This is a genomic window from Terriglobia bacterium (assembly GCA_020072565.1).
GTDB lineage: Bacteria > Acidobacteriota > UBA6911 > UBA6911 > UBA6911 > JAFNAG01.
In genome coordinates this window covers 1-16,464 of the sequence record JAIQGI010000092.1, presented here as the reverse complement: position 1 = coordinate 16,464, position 16,464 = coordinate 1, and the positions used below count along the sequence as shown (strand labels likewise).

Genomic DNA, 16,464 nt, shown 5'->3' with positions numbered 1-16,464 from the left:
CGCAAAAAGCAGCGAGACTTTCCCACATTTCCCACAGGCCCTACTGGTTTTTTATTTTCTGATGTAAAGACAAAAACACCAGGCAGCGAAAGCACCTTAAGAAGGCCGAGTTTTTGTCTAGACAATGGGGTACACCTTAGTTTTGACGGCGCTCGATCACAGCGTCAAGGTAGCGGTTGAATGGAAGGGCGGCGAAGTCAGCGAGCTGGAAGTTCATTGTCACCGGCGTGACGAACCCATGCTGACAACACGTCTGGCAAGAGGAACTGGACGATACTCAGATCGCGCGTGTTACGCTGCGCGCTCAAGCAGGCGAAGAATTGCTGACTGTGGCAGGGCTATTGGATGTGGGTTTCCCCGCTTTTTTGTTGAGTCCCCTTTCAATGTGGCCGGGCCTTCCGTTCCCGTTTGATGCTATATAACGGGAACGGAAGGAATCCGGATGTTATTCGGTCTTTTGTTTGCCTGATTGATCCTCGACAATTGCAAACCCACGGGCCGACCGCTGGACTTTGCCGTCTGAGCAGAGTTGTCTCAGGGCAAAAACCAGGCGCTGATTGCGCACCTGCAATTTGGCACGGAGAGCTTCCACGGTGCAGGATTCCCGGGCGTTGGTAAGCAACAGCATGATTCTGGAGAGGAGCGGATCCGCCACAGGGACTTCCGGATCGACCTGAGGCGCCATTTTCAGTTGAACGCCGAAGGATAGGCGGAACAAGCTGTTGATCCAGCAATCACGGGCTCGTCAGGATTCCGCTCGCAGCGTCTTCGCCTACTTCCGATAAGGGGCCGATGTCAACTTCCGGGGCAAAGTCCCCTGAAATCACGTCCCGGAGGGCATTATAAGCCATAACGGCAGAAGAGGATGCCGAATTTGGGAACAGCTTCAGTATTGCCGGGCGCTTTACGCGATCGCCGGATTTCTGGGCGCGCTGGCGCTGACCGTATGCGGCATTTTCGGCGTGTGCTCGTACTCGGTCGTGCAGCGACGGAAGGAATTCGGAATTCGCATGGCGCTGGGAGCGGACAAGGCGCGCGTGACCGGCATGGTGCTGTGGCAGTCATTGCGGCTGGCCGTGGTTGGCGCGGGCCTCGGCACGCTGGCAGCGCTAGCGTTGGCGCGCGTGACGGCCCACTACGGCTGGTACAGAGCCGGCATTGCTTTCTCCGTGAAGCAACTCGACGTCTTCGATCCGGCCGGCTACGTCGCCGCCGCGCTGGTGGTGATGGCGGCGGCGATCGCTTCAGCGTTGGTGCCAGCAAAACGGGCCGTGAGCGTGGACCCGGTGCAAACCCTGCGTTGCGATTGAAGTGCGGGCCGGGCGCGAAGGGCGGTTCGAAGCCGGCACCTGGCTTCCCAGCCAACTAGTGTTTCAGGGTCATTGTACCACAACGGCGCTATACGTCCGCATGAAGCCGAATTTGCCGGAAACGCGCCTTTGTTGGGAACCGTTACGAGACTGAAGGCTCTTTATTGTCGATTGTAGGCCCAAATCAAGGTAGGGGAACAGGTATCTTCTTCAACCTTCCCAGTTAAAATTACATCCAGTTTATTGGATATGATCTGTTCCAGAAGCGAATGTGCGCGTTTTGTTCGCCAATCCAAAACTGCCTCGGTTTTGTTCTTATCAAGAAGAATGATGCCAGGCCTGCCAAAACAGCTAGTGCCATTTTCAAGGATGAAGTGATCCTCGCACTGTGTTTGAATTTGTATTTTTTCTTCCTTGGTAGCTTCCCGTATTTGGTCATGGTCAAATATTAAATCTCGGAGCACGCCGCACCTTGCTTTCGGATCCTTGGCAACGAATTTGGAAATTCTGCCGCTAATTCCCTCGACGCGATCGTTGGAGTAATCAGGTATGAAATTTGAAAGACTCTTCGGCCTTGGAGCCAGCTTGCGTCCACCGAGGGCGGCGATTTTTTGATAGGTCAATTCGTGGGATGTCCGTTCTGGGTTGCGGAGTCGTCGCCAGAATCCGGCTTTTAACTCATAGACATCTATAAGGCCGTAAGGAGTGTAACCGAGGTTCTGCTTCTGATATTCATGCGCATAGCACTCGGTTTGCACAATTTCAGGAAGACCGTTTTGATTCCAGTCCCCGAGTTCAAGAATTCCTCGCCCCTTCTGCTTCTCCCATGAAAAATCCAGTCTAAAAGGCCCCTCCAATTCCCATGGTATAGGTCGGCCTTCTTTATCAAAATAAATAATGGTTATCCTCTTACGTTCTGTGCATCTGCCGTTGAGAGGAAAGTAATGTACAAACAGGAGACCTGGTTCGGCTCCTGATACCAGATCCGCCGTCCATGCAATCGAATAACCTACGCCACCTTCCGTTCCAATGTATACGATCCAGGGCCTTTGCTCATTGTCCTTGCCACTGACGACAACGCCCGAATCAGTGTCAAAGGAAATAGTACATCGCCCGATTTTGATGGGAGGCCAACGAGTTTCATCGGGGTGAGGATAGGTAACATCAGCCAGGAAGGCCTGATGAATCTCGCGTGGAGGGCCCGCTTGAGGCTTCGCAATTCTTGAGCCTTCAGGGATATAAAGCTGTGAAGCAAGGAGAAACAAAACGAAAAGCTCCAAGTTCATAAACATATCGCCTGCTTACAATAGTCGAATGTTGGTTTCAGCAAAAGGTATCCTTGCAGCGCTCCCTATCTGCAACTCCGTCATCTCGAAGCATATGAGCTCCGATTATCCAAGGACTCTCAGCCGCATGGCAACATGAAAATTATCATTGCGAGCGGTAAGTCGCGTTGTCGTCCATAATCGTTCGATTGGAATCCACATCCAAATCTCCGATTTGGCCATAATCTGCCTGGAACGCCAATCTTGTAGCCGTTTGACCTGCCAATTCATCAACTTTCCGCACGGGAATAACGGGAATGGAGGCGCATGTCGGCGCGGAATTTCATAGTCGAACTTATGTCATTAACTTATCAACTATCTGTAACCACTTTTTGATAGTCAACCAGAAATAAAGGCCCACCAGACTTCCCCCCAACAAGAAACCGACTCCGGAAAAAGGTTTTTTCCCTGTATGCGAGATTAAAATTATGGCTGAACAAATTACCCCGATCGACAGTACAACCATATTCAGTACATACATCTTCTTATATGCTGCAATGATTCGCAGCTCTCTCACCGTTAATTGCTCCTTTCCCACGCCCCCTCCTGAATTAAGAATTTGCGGTCTTCCCGAAATCAGACGTAAGGGTAGAAAGCCCCTTCAACAACCTCACGAAAAGCAAAATGTGGAAGGCGGCGATAAGCACAAAGCCCACTTGCATCATCATCCACTCAGGCGCGCACCCAGGCACAGGAGACATCCATTCCGGAAGGGGGCGTCCGGCGCGAGTCCAGACCTCGGGACTTGCATATTCATGCCAGATGTCGTGCAACGCCAGATAAAATCCAACAAGGCTCAGAAAAGAAAGCACGCCTAGAATACGAATGGCTGCGTTTAGGTATTTCACGGGCTCGTCAGGATCCCGCTCGCAGCGTCTTCGCCTACTTCCGATAAGGGGCCGTTATGTCAACTTCCGGGGCAAAGTCCCCTGAAATCCCGTCCCGGAGGGCATTATAACCCATAACGGCAGAAGAGGATGCCGAATGAGGGAACAGCTTCAGTATTGCCGGGAAATGGGCGCATGGCAAAAAACGGTTCGTCGCATCAACGCGAGCGCAAAGGGCGGATACCAGCGGCGTGGGATTAAGTCGACGATTGAACCAATTCTATTCCACCAATGCCCATCGATGCCTCGGCTTTGACAACTCTGGATTTCGAGATGCAACGGTCGTGAGTATCAGCTGGCCTTGCGGAAGATTTCGTAGTGCTCGGCCAGGAAGTCGGCGTTGGGTTGGTGGATGCTGGTTCGTGGGATCAGGATCGGTTTGGACTGGAAGCCTTGAAGGCCATGGACGAGCAACGGGCCGTCGATCTCTTCGAGGATGTCGCTTCTGATCTCGATCATGAGGTCGGGGCGAATGGCATCACGCGGCTGGTCAAGCGCTATATGGCAGATCCAACCCAGGATGGCCAGATTGTTGACATAATTCCTTGCCTGATAGCTACCGAGGTCCTCTGAGAAAGGTTCGAGGTTTTTCAACCTGCCGGCGGACGTATCCTTGCGGATGTGGTCGCAGGTTTCGATGGCCATCTCCTTCATATCCACTGTTTCCAGGCGAGCGACTATCTCCTCAAACAGATCTTCCCGGAGAGTGTATCGGTTGAGGCTGTTGGCGAATGCCAGCAGAAGCTAGTTAAGCGCGCGTACGGCGCGCCCGACGGCTCTCAGATTTGGGACGGTCATTTCCTCGTACTCGCGCGAGGCGACGATCCCGTCGGCGCCGGCTTCGTATGCTTTGGTGACGGCTTCATAGACCGTCTCCGGACCTTCCGGCGGGCCACCGGGGACGTTGAAGCCGATGCCGGGATAAATCTTCGTCTTGCCCTCGGCGCTCGCGACGCTGCGTTTGGTCTCCCGATACACGTAATCCGGCGAGCCTGGCTTCGCAACGGCATCGGTCGCATTCGCTTCGATCTTCTTGTCGTAGCCGAAGAGTTCATAATGAAGATCCAGCGCCTCCTGGAGTGTCAGGTCACTGAGCACGCTTCGCTGGTCGTTTGCGACCCACGAGCGCGTGCGTGGCCCGGTCACGGCATGATACACGACGACCTTGAGGTAATCCGAGTGCGGCGCCATCTCGGCATAGCTCATGGCGGCGCGGGCGATCATGTCCATGCTCGTGGCCCAGTGGTCGACGTGCCAGCCCACGGGCGCCGACGGCTTAATGTTCTTGATGGTGTCGTACATGCCCTTCATGACTTCCTCGCGCGACAGGCGGTATTGATATTCCCAGGCGAGGACCTCCGGATAGCGCAGCAATATGCGCAGAAAGCCGGCGGCGGTGCCGTCGGCAGGTCTCGGCTTGCCCGCGCGCAGTCCCTGAACGAAGGCCAGCACGTCCGCGTACCCCTTGCGCGCACGCTCGGCATCAATCCCCTGGGCCTTGCCACGCGCGCGGCAGAATTCGCAAAAGCAGCTCGCGCTGTTTTCATTGCCGTTCTGGATCAAGTTCGTGAGCGGACTCGCCCGTTCCGCGCCCCACTGGAAGCCGTCGAGATTGTAGCTGCGGAACAGATCTTCGACGGGGGCATTCCAGAACGCCTTGTATTCAGGATGATTCCAGCATCCTGTCTGTGTCGGGCGGCCGGCGACGTTGACGGTGGCGACCTTCGACACGTTCTGGACCGCGCGCGAGCCCGACTCCAGAATGCGCGCGTAGAGCTTCATGCCGCGTTTCCTTACGGGCGCGACGAGTTCCGCAAAGAGGTCGCGATCGTAGTAATCAAAGGTCGCGTCGACCTTCTGGTGACGCAAGGTCGTGTCCTCGAAGAACTGATCATGTTGTTTGACCCAGACCAGCGGCAAAGTGCGCGCGCGCTGGTCGTGCGGCGGCACGCCGTGGTCGGTCGCAAGATAGCTGAGCGGCTTGCGCAGGTCGCCGCCATAGGCGTGGCTGTATACGAAGAGCGTGTTGATTGCCGCAGTTTCCTGAATCAGATCCAGGCAGCGGTCGATGCCCTCATCGAGCATCGTGTGCGGACCCATTTGAATCCCGACCAGATTTCCAGCCGGAGCCTTCTGAGGCTTCGGCGCAGCGCCGGGACCCTGCACTGCATCAGCGCACTCAGCCCAGTTCAGGCTCACGCCGGCCGCACCAATCGCAGCCGCAAGACCTCGAATAAAGTCGCGTCGATCCGATTCATGATCCATGTGGCTTCCTCCGAAGCCTTCATCATAGGAAGCGGGAATACTATCTGCAAGCTTCTTTGCAGCACATCCGGCTGAGCCTTTTCACTTCCTGACGCTGGTTATTCCACAATACAATAGCAACCCGTGACCTCTCGTTTGAAGACAGCCGGCCGGTTTGCCCGGCGGCACTGGGTAATTCTGGTTTTTCTGTGCGGCGTCCTGCTGCTGGTGATGACCTCAAACGTGCTCGAACGGATGTTTGTCTATTTTCCTTCCAAAGCACTCGAGGGAGATCCCTCATTACTCGGCCTCGAGTACCAGGACCTGAAAATCGTCGCGGAAGACGGCGTGAGGCTGCATGGATGGTTCATCCCGCAACCCGGAGCGCAGCCGACACTCCTGATTCTTCATGGCAACGCAGGCAATATCAGCCATCGGCTCGGCTGGATCCGATTGCTCCGTGAGTTGAACGTCCACGTGATGATCATCGATTACCGGGGTTATGGAAGAAGTGAAGGCAAACCATCCGAGAAGGGGCTTTACCTCGACGCCCGGGCTGCTTACGAGTGGTGGAAGAGAGAGCGGGCGGCCGGCGGGAGCAAGCTGGTCCTGATTGGGGAATCATTGGGCGGAGTCGTCGCCGTAGACCTGGCGGCCAGGGTGCCCGTAGACGGGATAGTGCTGCAGTCGACCTTCACGACGGCATGGGATATGGCGAAGACCATCATGCCGATCGGTCTGCTGCAGCCGCTCACAGGCGTTAGGTTCGATTCCGCTGCCAAGATACAAGGCATCGGCTGCCCCAAGCTCTTCATCCACGGCGATCGGGATGAGATCGTCCCGTTCCGGCTCGGCAGGAGGCTCTATGACCTCGCCGCGCCGCCGAAGGAATTCTTCGCGGTGCCCGGCGCAGGCCACAACGACCTCATCGGCACGGCAGGCACTGAATACCTCAATCGTCTGCGCTCTTTCCTTGAAAAGATCGGTCCGAGATGAATGCGAATCCGCACCCATAAATGGCAGGACGGGCGCCTGTATGGAAGGAGATCGTCGGCCGTGCGCTGCGGATTGCCGGGGGGCTGTTTTTGCTAAGTGCGTAATGCGGCCGCACACCGCGGTCTTCATGCTCGCGAGGCACGGGGATTTCGGCAGGAAAATTCCATGAGACCCCTGGTGGGGTTCGCATCAGCGGGACGCGGTGAAAATCGGGATGGAAACGAATTTGCCCTCTGGAAACATGAAGTTTACCGCGCTCGCCACGAATGGATTGTCCGCCGTCAGGACTAGGGACCCTTGAAAGTTCTCCGGCACCGGAAAGATCACGGTGAGGGCCGAATGCTCAGTGGCCATTTGCCAGAGGAATTTGCTGATCCGCTCCAGCGGGCCGATCTTCACGTCAAATGACTTAGGAACTCCCAATTGCGCCGGCTTCCCCGAGGCATCCAGCATGGAAAGTTTCACGTTGACGGGCACCGATGCCGACGGGTTGATGAGAGCCAGGGCGGTCTGCCGGTATGGGTTGAATGTGATGGGAAGCCTGAATTCAATCGCCGGGACCATAGCCGGGACCTGCATGCTGGAGACTTTTTCTGTGGATGGCCAGTTGCAGATCAAGAGGCAGGGCGGAGGCGGGGCAGCCACCAGCGTCACTTCTTCGCTGGCGAGAAGCGAGGACGGTCCTTCCCAGGTGAGGCGGGCCCAGCCATTGCGAAACGGCAGATCCGCAGAAGTGAACCGCAAAAATAGCTCGTCCGGGTTCAGCGTCGCCGTGAGACTGGATGGCGGCGGCGCCAGCGGCGCGCAGAAAACCCCGCCTGGAGTTCCCTCATTGCTATAAACCTGAAGGGTCGCGTTGACACTTTGCGTCGTGGTGTTCAGAATCGTAAAAATCGTCTGATAATGGAGTTTTTCTGCAGCGGTGCCATTAATGACGAGCGGCAGGATGGCCTCGTTGAAAGTGGCCGACGGCGCGACCGAAAAAGACGTCCGGGCTTTTTCCACAGCCGCCGGCGCGCCCGGTCCCGAATAGTCAACGATGAGGCTATAGCCGCCCGGGGTCAATTCACCTAGAGAGCCCATCAGACTCCAAGGTGTGAGGACCTGGGCACAGGCACTTCCGGGGTTTGAGGTGCGGATGCGCACCTCTCCCGCAGAAACGGAGACTTTCGGCGACTGCGGAACGCAGCTGTCCCGCCAGGTTCCGCTCAGCCGGTAAACGATGTTGTCATTCGAAACCGGATTCGGAGGGCTGATCTCGATTCGTGTGTTTTGGTCCTGAGCTGATAACGCGACTCCCGGCACACCGATGAGCAGCAGAAGCAGCACGGAAACGCGGCCCATCTTAGTAGTAACGACGTGCATTTCAGCGTTTTGCCTCGGTAGAACATCCCTGGACATTTGTAGCCTCCATACCAAGAGGAGCGATTCCCGCTGCCGCTGCCCGGAGCTCAAGCCCGATCACAAACGCGATTTTACGCCAGTTCCATGTCGCCTGGCACGGCATTTTCAAGGAAATGGAAACGGGGAAACGGGGGACTGACGACGGCAAAGCTTTGACAGAATTTGATATCTGCGATTTCTCACTTGTAAAAGACCCCTTAAATCGAGAAAACAGGCCCGGAATTTGACTTTAAGGCCAATTTAAGAAAACTCGAAACTAAGGGATGGCCTTACCCGACTGGTACGTGTGTGATCAGGTGGCATTCAAGGAACCTGAGCCGAATAACGTAATAGCTCCGAGCCGCGCGCATCAGGCCTTAACTTCAAAAAACAGCCTGAAATATTTGCGCTAACCAACGTGGACACCCACTGAAGGCGTCGGGGGAAGTGGGTGTCCAGTTTTGCCCTTGCATGCTCTCGGAGATTTGAAACGGCGGACCTCCGCGCCGAGAAGGATCCGAGGGGGGCCATGTGAATGATAGGGAATTGTTTTGGAGCGGGTCGGTGGGGATGGTGCACCTGGCCTGGAAGCATCTCGAAAATATCCCCGATTTCGGATGGGAAGCAGCTGCCGCGTCCTTGAAAGGGGGCCCCGGGCCCGCGCTGATTTCGGGCGCACTCAAGGCAAGGGCGGCCCTCTTGAAAGCACATGAGCCCGGGACCGCCTCAGCCGGCCGCGTCCGGCCACTGGCCGGCCTTGTCAAGGCCGGCGATCTGCTCATCGAAGTTCTGATGGAACCCATGATGAATTGCAGGAGAGTCCAGAATCCGTCTGAAGCGGGACTCGTGGTTTGGTACCATTTGAGGAAGCGGACAATTTTCAGGAGGTCCGGCTATGAATAGTGGACAATTTCGCTTCGCTTACCTGACGGCGGAATACGAAAGAACCGTCTCCTTTTATCGAGATGGCCTTGAGTTCGCCATCGTTGATTCCTGGGATCGCGGACCAGACGATCGCGGCACCGTCTTTAGTGCTGCTTCCGGGATGATTGAGGTAATAACGCGCCCAAGAGGCGGTGGCTCATCCCATCTCTGGGATGACAGGGTTCCTCAGGGTGCTTTCATGGTGATCGAGGTGGCGGACGTTCAGGAGGCGTACCGCAGAGCTGTCGGACGGCGATTGCCTGTACAGCAGGAGCTGACGGTTCAGCCATGGGGGCATCGCAGTTTCTGTCTCAAGGAGCCCAACGGCCTCACACTCTACCTGTTCAGCGAGATTGCGAAGCCCAAGGCGAGCTGACAGCCGCTGCCCCCAGGATTTTCCCCGAACGACAGCGCTTGCGTCTTTGCGCCGCGGCGCCTTTGTGGCAAGCAGGTAAACGCCGAAGCCCCGGGGGCAGCACGCGGCACCGGGAGATGGCTCATTCGCGACGGCCACGCTTCCAGAACGGATTGCAGACGCGAACGGTCCCGTATTGCTGGCCATCCTTCAGATCTTCGATGTACAGGACTCCCGCGCCCAGAAGATCGGCAGCCGCGACGATCGCGCCGTCCCAATAGGACAGACGATAGCGTTCGCTGGCTTCCGCGGCGATCTTGACAAAATGCGATCCCATACCCAAGGCTTTCACCACAGCACGCGGCGGTGCCTGGGATCGAAGTACATGCGGTAGCGCTCCAGCTCGACGAAGCGGTAGAACGGCTTGAAGGCGTTGCGCTGCTGCACCACGGGCTCGTTGTCGATCTGGAAGACGGCCGGGTCGTTCGCCAGCGGCTTCATCAGCTTGTCGAGTTCGTCGTCGCTCGCCGGGATATCCGACAGCCACTTGTGCGGATCCTCCTGCCCGTACACCACCGGCCCGCGCACGATGGCGACGCGATTGGGATGCTGTTCGTCGATCGGCACGCGGCGGAACTGCAGCGGGATCGTGATCTCCACCGTGTCGCCCGGCCTCCACTCGCGGCTGACCGTGGCCCATTGGTCCGGCCTGATATCCGCCGTCTGGGTCTGCCCGTTGACCCTGACGGTCATGCCCTTCGACCAGCCCGGCACGCGCAGTCTGAGCGCGAACGCAGCCGGCTGATCCATCGACAGCTTGAGTGTGCTGGCCCCGGCTTCGGGATATCCCGTCGTCTGTGCGATCTTGACGGTGCCTGCCGGGCCTTTCCACTCGACCTCCGAGGGGAGGTAAAGGTTTACGAAGAGCCCTCTGGCGTCCTTGAAGTAAACGAGGTTCGAATACTCGGTGATGTTCTGGAAATACGTGCCCGAGCAGCAGGTGAATGCGTTGCGGGAATAATATTTCAGGGCCGAGCCCAGGTGATAATCCATGTAATACATGTGCACGCCGCGATCCTTGATCTGCAGCGCCGCGCCGACGCCGTTGTAGAGCAGCCGCTCGATCCAGTCGCCATAGCGCGCCTCGCCGGTGTACATCATCAGGTATCTCGAGAGCTTGATCGCGGCCCACGAGCAGCAGGGACACTCAAAGCTGGCCGAGTAGCATTCAAGGGAATCGCCCAAAGCGCCGTCGGAGTAAACGAAGCGCTCGTCGGGGCCGTAGCCGCCGGTGGCGTAGGTCTGACGACGTTGCATCCAATCGTAGAAATTTTTCATGATGCGCAGGTACTTCTCATCGCCGGTCACGTCGTAAGCCACGGCCGCGCTCGAGAAGCTGTTGCAGTGGCTGTAGGCGTGTACGCCCTGGGCGTCCTTCGGATCGGCCGTTGCGGCGAACTTGTCCCAATAGGCCGGATAGAGCCAGACGTTCGCGAACTCGTTGTACAGCGAATTCCCCGTGAGCTGGTAGGCGCGGTAGAGGTTTTCCGGCATCGTGTACCACTCGCCCGGGCGGCCGGAGTGCAGTTCCCAAGGCTCGCGATTGGCCGGCACGCAGTCGCGATTGAACGAAGTCACTGCGGCCTCGGTGATCTTGTCGCACAGCGCCAGGGCTTCAGGATGGCCGCCGTAATGGTGCATGTCGAGCAGGCCGCCGACGAGCTTCTCATAAGGATAATGGCTCAAGCCGCCGCGCGCGGCGCCGCCGGACATGGCCGGCCAGCACTTGGCGTATTCGCTGACCAGGATGTTGGCCTTCTCCAGCAGGTCCTTGTCGCCGTAAGCGCGCTGCATGCGCGCCATGGACTGCAGCCACTGGCCGAGGACGGTGTTGGAGTTGGGGCTGGCCCAGCCGCCGAGCGCCCTGCCGGGGGCGTTGGCCGTGCCGGCCGCCACGCGATAGCCGTGCAGGATGTCGTCATTGGAGATGCTCAGGTAGTAATCGCGCCCGGACGAGGCCTGGCGCTGCCACAGGCTCTGGCGCAGGGTGACGCCGGCGTAGTCGAAGGGCTCGATCACCACCTTTTTGTAAGGGGTCGTCTTGCTCAAGGCCGCCGCCGAGGCTCGAGTGTTTTGCGCCGCCGGCATGCTCTGGGCCAGCGGCGTCAACGCCACCGAGGCCGCTGCCGCCGAGCCCATTGTACCCAGGAAATCGCGCCTGCTCAGCATCTCATCCATTTCGCCACCTCCCCTTTCAGGGCTCGCCCGAGCCCCCGGTCGATAGTTTACGGCTTGGCCCGCTGTGGCCGGGGTCCGCGTTCTGTCTCATGGCAAAGGTATCCAGAATATTCGAGGAACTGGAACGCGGCGCTCCGCGGCGTTGCCGGCGAGGCGACCCAAGAGCGGCGCGCTCATGCGGCAAAACCCGGGCTTTTCCCCATGTATCATTGATCCGAAGCTACCTTATCGCGCCGGCTTCGGATCGCCAATCATTTTTTGCCTCAAAGCCTGTGTTGATTGTCCGCAGAAATTCCAGGATCGCCATGCTGCATCTCACATATAGCATCATACAAGGTCGTTCAAGTGCTTTTGGATGCAATGCCAGTGGCGGCAACGCAATAGGTTGACATTCAACAGGTGTGACCGTATGCTATCTATGGAAATCCAATATATTATCGAGGGTATCGATGCCGGACAAGACCGATGTGCTTCAGGGAACTCTGGATCTGATGGTGCTCAAAACGCTCGAAACTCTGGGGGAAATGCACGGGTACGGCATCGCCAGGCGGATCGAGCAGGTTTCGCGGGATGTCCTGCGCCTGAACCATGGAACGCTCTATCCGGCCCTCGTGCGCCTCGAACAACGGCGCTGGATCAGGTCGAAATGGGGGATTTCCGAAACGGGGCGGCGCGCCCGTTTCTATTCGCTCACCGCCTCGGGACGCAGGCAGATCGAGGCCGAAGAGGAAAATTGGCGCCGGACGGCCGCCGTCATGGCACGGTTTCTGGAGGCTCAATAGAGTCAATTCCGGGAGGAAAGGATGGACTCGCTCTGGATTTTCCTGGCACGCATCCGCGCGCTCCTCATGCGGAACCAGCTCGACCGCGACCTCGACGACGAGATTGAGGCTCACCTCGAACTGCTCACCATGGAATACCGGCAGTCCGGAATGAACCCGGAAGAGGCTGCGCGCGCCGCGCGGCTGCGGCTTGGCGGCATCGAGCAAACCAAGGAAGAAGTGCGCGACGCGCACCGCATCCCCTGGGTAGCCAACTTCCTCCGCGACGCGGCGGAGGGCATGCGCAAGTGGCGCCGGCAGCCGGGAATCGTGATCGTGACGGTGGTGACCCTGGCGATCGGGGTTGGCGCGAACATGGCCATGTACGATCTCGTCAATGCCCTCATGTTCCAGCCTCCCGATGGGGTGACGGCGCCGGAACGATTGGTCAGCCTGCGTGAGGTTAACGACTACGTCCGATACTCCGACATCCGGGACCAAAGCAAGCTATTGGACGTTGCCGCATACGATCGCATGAGCCTGAGTTTCGGAAACGGCGCGGATGCCGCACTGCTTTGCGTGGAGTGTGTGACGCCCTCGTTTTTCCCGATTCTCGGCGCCCGGCCGGCCATCGGCAGAATCTTCATGACCGACGAAAACGCCGAGAGGCGCCAGCCGGGGGTCATGTTGTCCTACGCTTTATGGCAGCGCGATTATGGCGGCGATCCGCATGTGCTCGGGAAATCGATCTCGATCAGCGGGCGTGGGTTTTCAATCATCGGAGTTGCTCCCAAGGGATTTCGCGGCGTGGAGCCTGAGGCTGTGGACGCCTGGGTTCTTCTCCCCGCGGCTCCCGACATCTGCTCTTTCACCGGCAGGAGCCTGCTTGGCGACAGCGCCGCCCGGTGGCTGCAGACGATCGGGAGGTTGCGCGACGGCGTCACTCTGCCGCAGGCGGCGGCGGAAATCGAGTCGCTTGCATTCCCCGAAGCTCAGGTGGAACGGGCCATGTTGCGCGGCAAGTCCCAACTCGAACCGCTTCAAGACTTCAGGCGCGATCCCGATGCCGAGCGGCTGGCGCTGTGGCTGGCCGGCGGCGCGCTGGTTGTGCTCGTGATCGCCTGCGCCAATGTCGCCGGGCTGTCGTCGATTCGCGCCCTGGACCGGAGAAGGGAAATCGCCATCCGGCTCCAGCTTGGCGCGGACCGGTCCCGGATACTCGCGCAACATGCCGCGGAACATCTCGTGCTCGCACTCATTTCGGGGGCGGCGGCCGCGCTGACCGCCGGATGGCTGGCATCGGCTCTTCAGGCCTTTTTCTCATTCACGACCGGCATCAGCCTTTTCGACTGGCGGCTCTTTGCTACGGCTTGCGCGTTGACAATGCTTGCGGGAACCATGAGCGGCATGATCGCTGCGCTTCAGGTGTCTCGAGTCGATGCGGCCGGGCTGGCCTGCAGTTCCATATCGGCGTCGGACAGGAATGGATTCAGCAAGGCGCTCCTCATGCTCCAGGTCGCGCTTGCCCTGATCCTCGTGGTTTGTGCCGGCCTTTTTGTGCGCAGTGTGCAGAACACCCGCAGAGGGCTGGGCGTCGACCTGGACCACGTGGTCATCGCGACGGGCAACCTCAAAAAAGCCGGGTTTCAGAGTGCAGGGGAGATCCGGCCGGTGTTCGATCTGATGGTGGACCGCATCCGGCGTCTGCCGGGGATCGAAAGCATCAGTCTCTCCGACGGAAGCCTGTTCGGCGCCGGAACCAGCTCGATCTCCGTAAGTTTCATGAAGGGCGTAAATGGTAAAGACGGAGGTGCTCATGCCAAGACAGCGATTACGCCGGAGTATTTCTTCACCTTGGGAACCCCGATGATCTCCGGCCGGGCGTTTACAGACGCCGACAATGAGGCAAGCGAGCGGGTGATGATCATCGACCAAGCCATGGCCGAAACCATGTGGCCGGGGGAGCCGTCGGTCGGCAAGTATGTTTCGGCCGGCTATACCTACCGAGTGATCGGCGTGTGCCAGTCGCGCCGCGCATCGGCGGGGTACAAGCGTTCCGGAGGTGAGACGTTTGTGCCCCTCGCACAGGCCGCCAGGAGCATTCCGCAATCGATATTGATTCGGACGCGCGGGCCGGCTGCCGGAGCCGTAAAGTCCATTGCCGCCGTGGTTCGAGGCGAGGTCCCCAATCTTCCCTTTATTGACGTTCAGCCGGTCGAGGGTCTTGTGGATGACCAGACGCGATCCTGGCGTGTGGGGCGCTCGATGTTCTCGGCTTTCAGCGTCGTTACGGTCTTGCTTGCCGCCCTCGGCCTGTATGCGGTGCTCGCATTCTCCGTCCGGCGGCGTGTATCGGAGATTGGTGTGCGCATGGCAATTGGTGCAACTACAACCGACATCGTGCGGCTTGTCTTTCGGCAGGGATTGTGGATTGCAGCAGCCGGCTGGGTGCTCGGGGTCGGTGCGGCGTTATGGCTGACGAAGTACGTCGAGAAGCTCCTGTTTCAGGTTGAACCCTTGGATCCCCTTACATTCACCATTGCGTCGCTGATCATCCTGACTGCGGCCGTCGCGGGCTGTCTCCTGCCGTCAATCCGGGCGGCACGAGTGGATCCGGTCGTAGCGTTGCGTCACGAGTGAACGCACGCCGCGAGGAAGGAGCAGTCATTCATGAAGAGTAGGGCAAGGGACAGTTCATTTTCGATCGTATGCCGGATCGTTTGGGGCGCAGTAGTCTCAGCTTCCATGATGGTTGCGTCGGCACATTTTACCGTCGTGGCCCAAGGCTTCTCCAGATTGGATGAAGTGGGCATGCGCTGGACAGCCATGGATGCGCCGAAGCCCACCTATCCGAAGCCGGCGATCGATAAGCACCTGACCGGTGTTGTCGTGGTATCGGTGATCGTTACCGAAGATGGACGGGTGGAGACCATTATTGTCATGGAGGCTCCGGATCCCTTGCTTGCCTCTGCGGTTCGCGAAGCCGTGCAGCGGTGGAAGTTTCGTTCGCAGAGCCATCCGGGTCCTGACGGAACGGAGATGAAGACGAAGATGGAGGGGAAGTTGACCTTCTACTTCCGAATCGATCATGGCATCGGACAGGTGCTGAATCCGGAAGAAATGCCGGGTGCCCGCTGGCCAAATCGGAGGGTTCCCGGAAGCGAAAAGGCAAAAGAGCCGGCGAAGGCGACCGTGTTCAAGGGCGTGCCTGAAGCGTCGATCACCATGATCAACAAGCAGGAGCTGGAACGGCAAATAGCTTCAGTCCACCCGGTCATCCTGGATATCCGCGAACGGGATGCATTCCGGCGAGGACATTTGGATGGTGCGGTCAACATACCGTTCGGCGAGCTGCAGGTGCGCGCGCCGATCGAATTGCCTGTGGCCCGGCCTATGGTCATCGACTGTTCTCAGGATGAGATCTGGTGCGCCAATCCGGGCACGATCGTTCAAGTTCTGCGGTGGAGTGGCTTTACCAGGCTCGCCGTCTACCGGTAGCCTCATTGCATTAGGACTGTAATGAAAGATGCCGTAATTGCCGGCGCAGGTGTTCCGGCGTCCGGCGTCAACTCCAACCACGCCTGCATGGACCTCCAGCGGCGACGCATCGTTCTGAGTAAGGTGCGATCACCGCTGTACTTACTTGGAATCAACGTGAGGAGCCAAAGAACCTCCTTGTTGCTCACCCTGCTGGGATAACATTGAGTGATGCCAACGATGGCTGCAGGCAGCGAAATCTGGGGGACGTTCCACGCGTTTACCTATTTCGATTCAGGGCCAAAAACATATTAACGAGTGGAGCATCCCTGATTTCTGCTGGCCAGTCAGGGACCTGAAAACTTCGCTGTACGCAGCTATGTCTACCTGTGCCTGGATCCTTTGTGCACTGGGGGTTTTGGATGGATTATGGTGTACCCCAAAAACTGGACAGGTGATTAAGGTGTAAAATCGCTGCCGCCTCGGAGGAGCGAGCGATGAAAAGAGAGCGGAAGCGGTATGATGGGACACTCAAGGCCAAGGTAGCGGTGGAAGCGATCAAAG

14 protein-coding genes are annotated in these 16,464 nt (G+C 58.2%); 7 read left to right on the top strand and 7 right to left on the bottom strand.

Going from position 1 to position 16,464, the window contains the following annotated elements; all coding sequences use genetic code 11:
• Window positions 1-445: 445 nt before the first annotated feature.
• Window positions 446-718: a hypothetical protein gene (locus LAP85_28345; protein ID MBZ5500323.1), complete on the bottom strand. Its 273-nt coding sequence runs from the start codon at window positions 716-718 to the stop codon at window positions 446-448.
• A gap of 292 nt (window positions 719-1,010) precedes the next feature.
• Between LAP85_28345 and LAP85_28340 the strand changes: the two genes are divergently transcribed.
• The gene (locus LAP85_28340; GenBank protein ID MBZ5500322.1) at window positions 1,011-1,310 is read left to right on the top strand and encodes an FtsX-like permease family protein; all 300 of its coding nucleotides are present in this window, start codon (window positions 1,011-1,013) and stop codon (window positions 1,308-1,310) included.
• Between the two features lie 161 nt (window positions 1,311-1,471).
• Here LAP85_28340 and LAP85_28335 read toward each other — a convergent pair whose 3' ends face one another.
• From LAP85_28335 to LAP85_28325, 3 genes are all read right to left on the bottom strand, one after another.
• Window positions 1,472-2,602 carry a hypothetical protein gene (locus tag LAP85_28335; GenBank protein ID MBZ5500321.1) on the bottom strand — a complete coding sequence of 377 codons (1,131 nt, stop codon included), beginning with the start codon at window positions 2,600-2,602 and terminating at the stop codon, window positions 1,472-1,474.
• A 1,211-nt stretch (window positions 2,603-3,813) separates the two neighbouring features.
• Window positions 3,814-4,176: a hypothetical protein gene (locus LAP85_28330; GenBank protein MBZ5500320.1), complete on the bottom strand. Its 363-nt coding sequence runs from the start codon at window positions 4,174-4,176 to the stop codon at window positions 3,814-3,816.
• 90 nt (window positions 4,177-4,266) lie between these two features.
• A complete protein-coding gene (locus LAP85_28325) occupies window positions 4,267-5,787 on the bottom strand; it encodes a twin-arginine translocation signal domain-containing protein (protein ID MBZ5500319.1) in 1,521 nt (506 codons plus the stop codon).
• Between the two features lie 135 nt (window positions 5,788-5,922).
• Here LAP85_28325 and LAP85_28320 point away from each other — a divergent pair, with 135 nt between their 5' ends.
• On the top strand, window positions 5,923-6,762 hold the full coding sequence (locus tag LAP85_28320) for an alpha/beta hydrolase (protein ID MBZ5500318.1): 840 nt from the start codon (window positions 5,923-5,925) through the stop codon (window positions 6,760-6,762).
• Window positions 6,763-6,951: 189 nt separating this feature from the next.
• Here the strand turns inward: LAP85_28320 and LAP85_28315 are convergent, their stop codons facing one another.
• Window positions 6,952-8,163, bottom strand: a complete 1,212-nt coding sequence (locus tag LAP85_28315) for a hypothetical protein (protein MBZ5500317.1) — start codon at window positions 8,161-8,163, stop codon at window positions 6,952-6,954.
• A 513-nt stretch (window positions 8,164-8,676) separates the two neighbouring features.
• Here LAP85_28315 and LAP85_28310 point away from each other — a divergent pair.
• Both LAP85_28310 and LAP85_28305 read left to right on the top strand, forming a co-directional pair.
• Window positions 8,677-9,048 (top strand): hypothetical protein, encoded by a 372-nt coding sequence (locus LAP85_28310; GenBank protein MBZ5500316.1) that lies wholly within the window; start codon window positions 8,677-8,679, stop codon window positions 9,046-9,048.
• Window positions 9,041-9,445: a VOC family protein gene (locus LAP85_28305; protein MBZ5500315.1), complete on the top strand. Its 405-nt coding sequence runs from the start codon at window positions 9,041-9,043 to the stop codon at window positions 9,443-9,445. Before LAP85_28310 ends, LAP85_28305 begins: the two co-directional genes overlap by 8 nt.
• 121 nt (window positions 9,446-9,566) lie before the next feature.
• Here LAP85_28305 and LAP85_28300 read toward each other — a convergent pair whose 3' ends face one another.
• Window positions 9,567-9,761: a hypothetical protein gene (locus LAP85_28300; protein ID MBZ5500314.1), complete on the bottom strand. Its 195-nt coding sequence runs from the start codon at window positions 9,759-9,761 to the stop codon at window positions 9,567-9,569.
• A gap of 11 nt (window positions 9,762-9,772) precedes the next feature.
• Complete coding sequence (locus LAP85_28295) at window positions 9,773-11,662, bottom strand: glycoside hydrolase family 127 protein (protein ID MBZ5500313.1); 1,890 nt, start codon at window positions 11,660-11,662, stop codon at window positions 9,773-9,775.
• Window positions 11,663-12,111: 449 nt separating this feature from the next.
• On the opposite strand from LAP85_28295, the gene LAP85_28290 reads away from it, so the two are divergent.
• From LAP85_28290 to LAP85_28280, 3 genes are all read left to right on the top strand, one after another.
• Complete coding sequence (locus LAP85_28290) at window positions 12,112-12,444, top strand: PadR family transcriptional regulator (protein ID MBZ5500312.1); 333 nt, start codon at window positions 12,112-12,114, stop codon at window positions 12,442-12,444.
• A gap of 21 nt (window positions 12,445-12,465) precedes the next feature.
• Entirely contained in the window at window positions 12,466-15,063 is a 2,598-nt protein-coding gene (locus LAP85_28285; GenBank protein MBZ5500311.1) for an ABC transporter permease, read from the top strand.
• 399 nt (window positions 15,064-15,462) lie between these two features.
• Window positions 15,463-15,921, top strand: coding sequence for a rhodanese-like domain-containing protein (locus LAP85_28280; GenBank protein ID MBZ5500310.1), 459 nt, complete (start codon window positions 15,463-15,465; stop codon window positions 15,919-15,921).
• Window positions 15,922-16,464 lie beyond the last annotated feature (543 nt).

Excerpts from the sequence above, each read along its gene's own strand:
- LAP85_28335 (MBZ5500321.1), bottom strand. The coding sequence starts at position 2,602 with ATGTTTATGAACTTGGAGCTTTTCGTTTTGTTTCTCCTTGCTTCACAG.
- LAP85_28305 (MBZ5500315.1), top strand. The coding sequence starts at position 9,041 with ATGAATAGTGGACAATTTCGCTTCGCTTACCTGACGGCGGAATACGAA.
- LAP85_28340 (MBZ5500322.1), top strand. The coding sequence starts at position 1,011 with ATGGCGCTGGGAGCGGACAAGGCGCGCGTGACCGGCATGGTGCTGTGG.
- LAP85_28300 (MBZ5500314.1), bottom strand. The coding sequence starts at position 9,761 with ATGGGATCGCATTTTGTCAAGATCGCCGCGGAAGCCAGCGAACGCTAT.
- LAP85_28290 (MBZ5500312.1), top strand. The coding sequence starts at position 12,112 with ATGCCGGACAAGACCGATGTGCTTCAGGGAACTCTGGATCTGATGGTG.
- LAP85_28315 (MBZ5500317.1), bottom strand. The coding sequence starts at position 8,163 with ATGTCCAGGGATGTTCTACCGAGGCAAAACGCTGAAATGCACGTCGTT.
- LAP85_28325 (MBZ5500319.1), bottom strand. The coding sequence starts at position 5,787 with ATGGATCATGAATCGGATCGACGCGACTTTATTCGAGGTCTTGCGGCT.
- LAP85_28295 (MBZ5500313.1), bottom strand. The coding sequence starts at position 11,662 with ATGGATGAGATGCTGAGCAGGCGCGATTTCCTGGGTACAATGGGCTCG.
- LAP85_28280 (MBZ5500310.1), top strand. The coding sequence starts at position 15,463 with ATGAAGACGAAGATGGAGGGGAAGTTGACCTTCTACTTCCGAATCGAT.
- LAP85_28330 (MBZ5500320.1), bottom strand. The coding sequence starts at position 4,176 with ATGAAGGAGATGGCCATCGAAACCTGCGACCACATCCGCAAGGATACG.
- LAP85_28285 (MBZ5500311.1), top strand. The coding sequence starts at position 12,466 with ATGGACTCGCTCTGGATTTTCCTGGCACGCATCCGCGCGCTCCTCATG.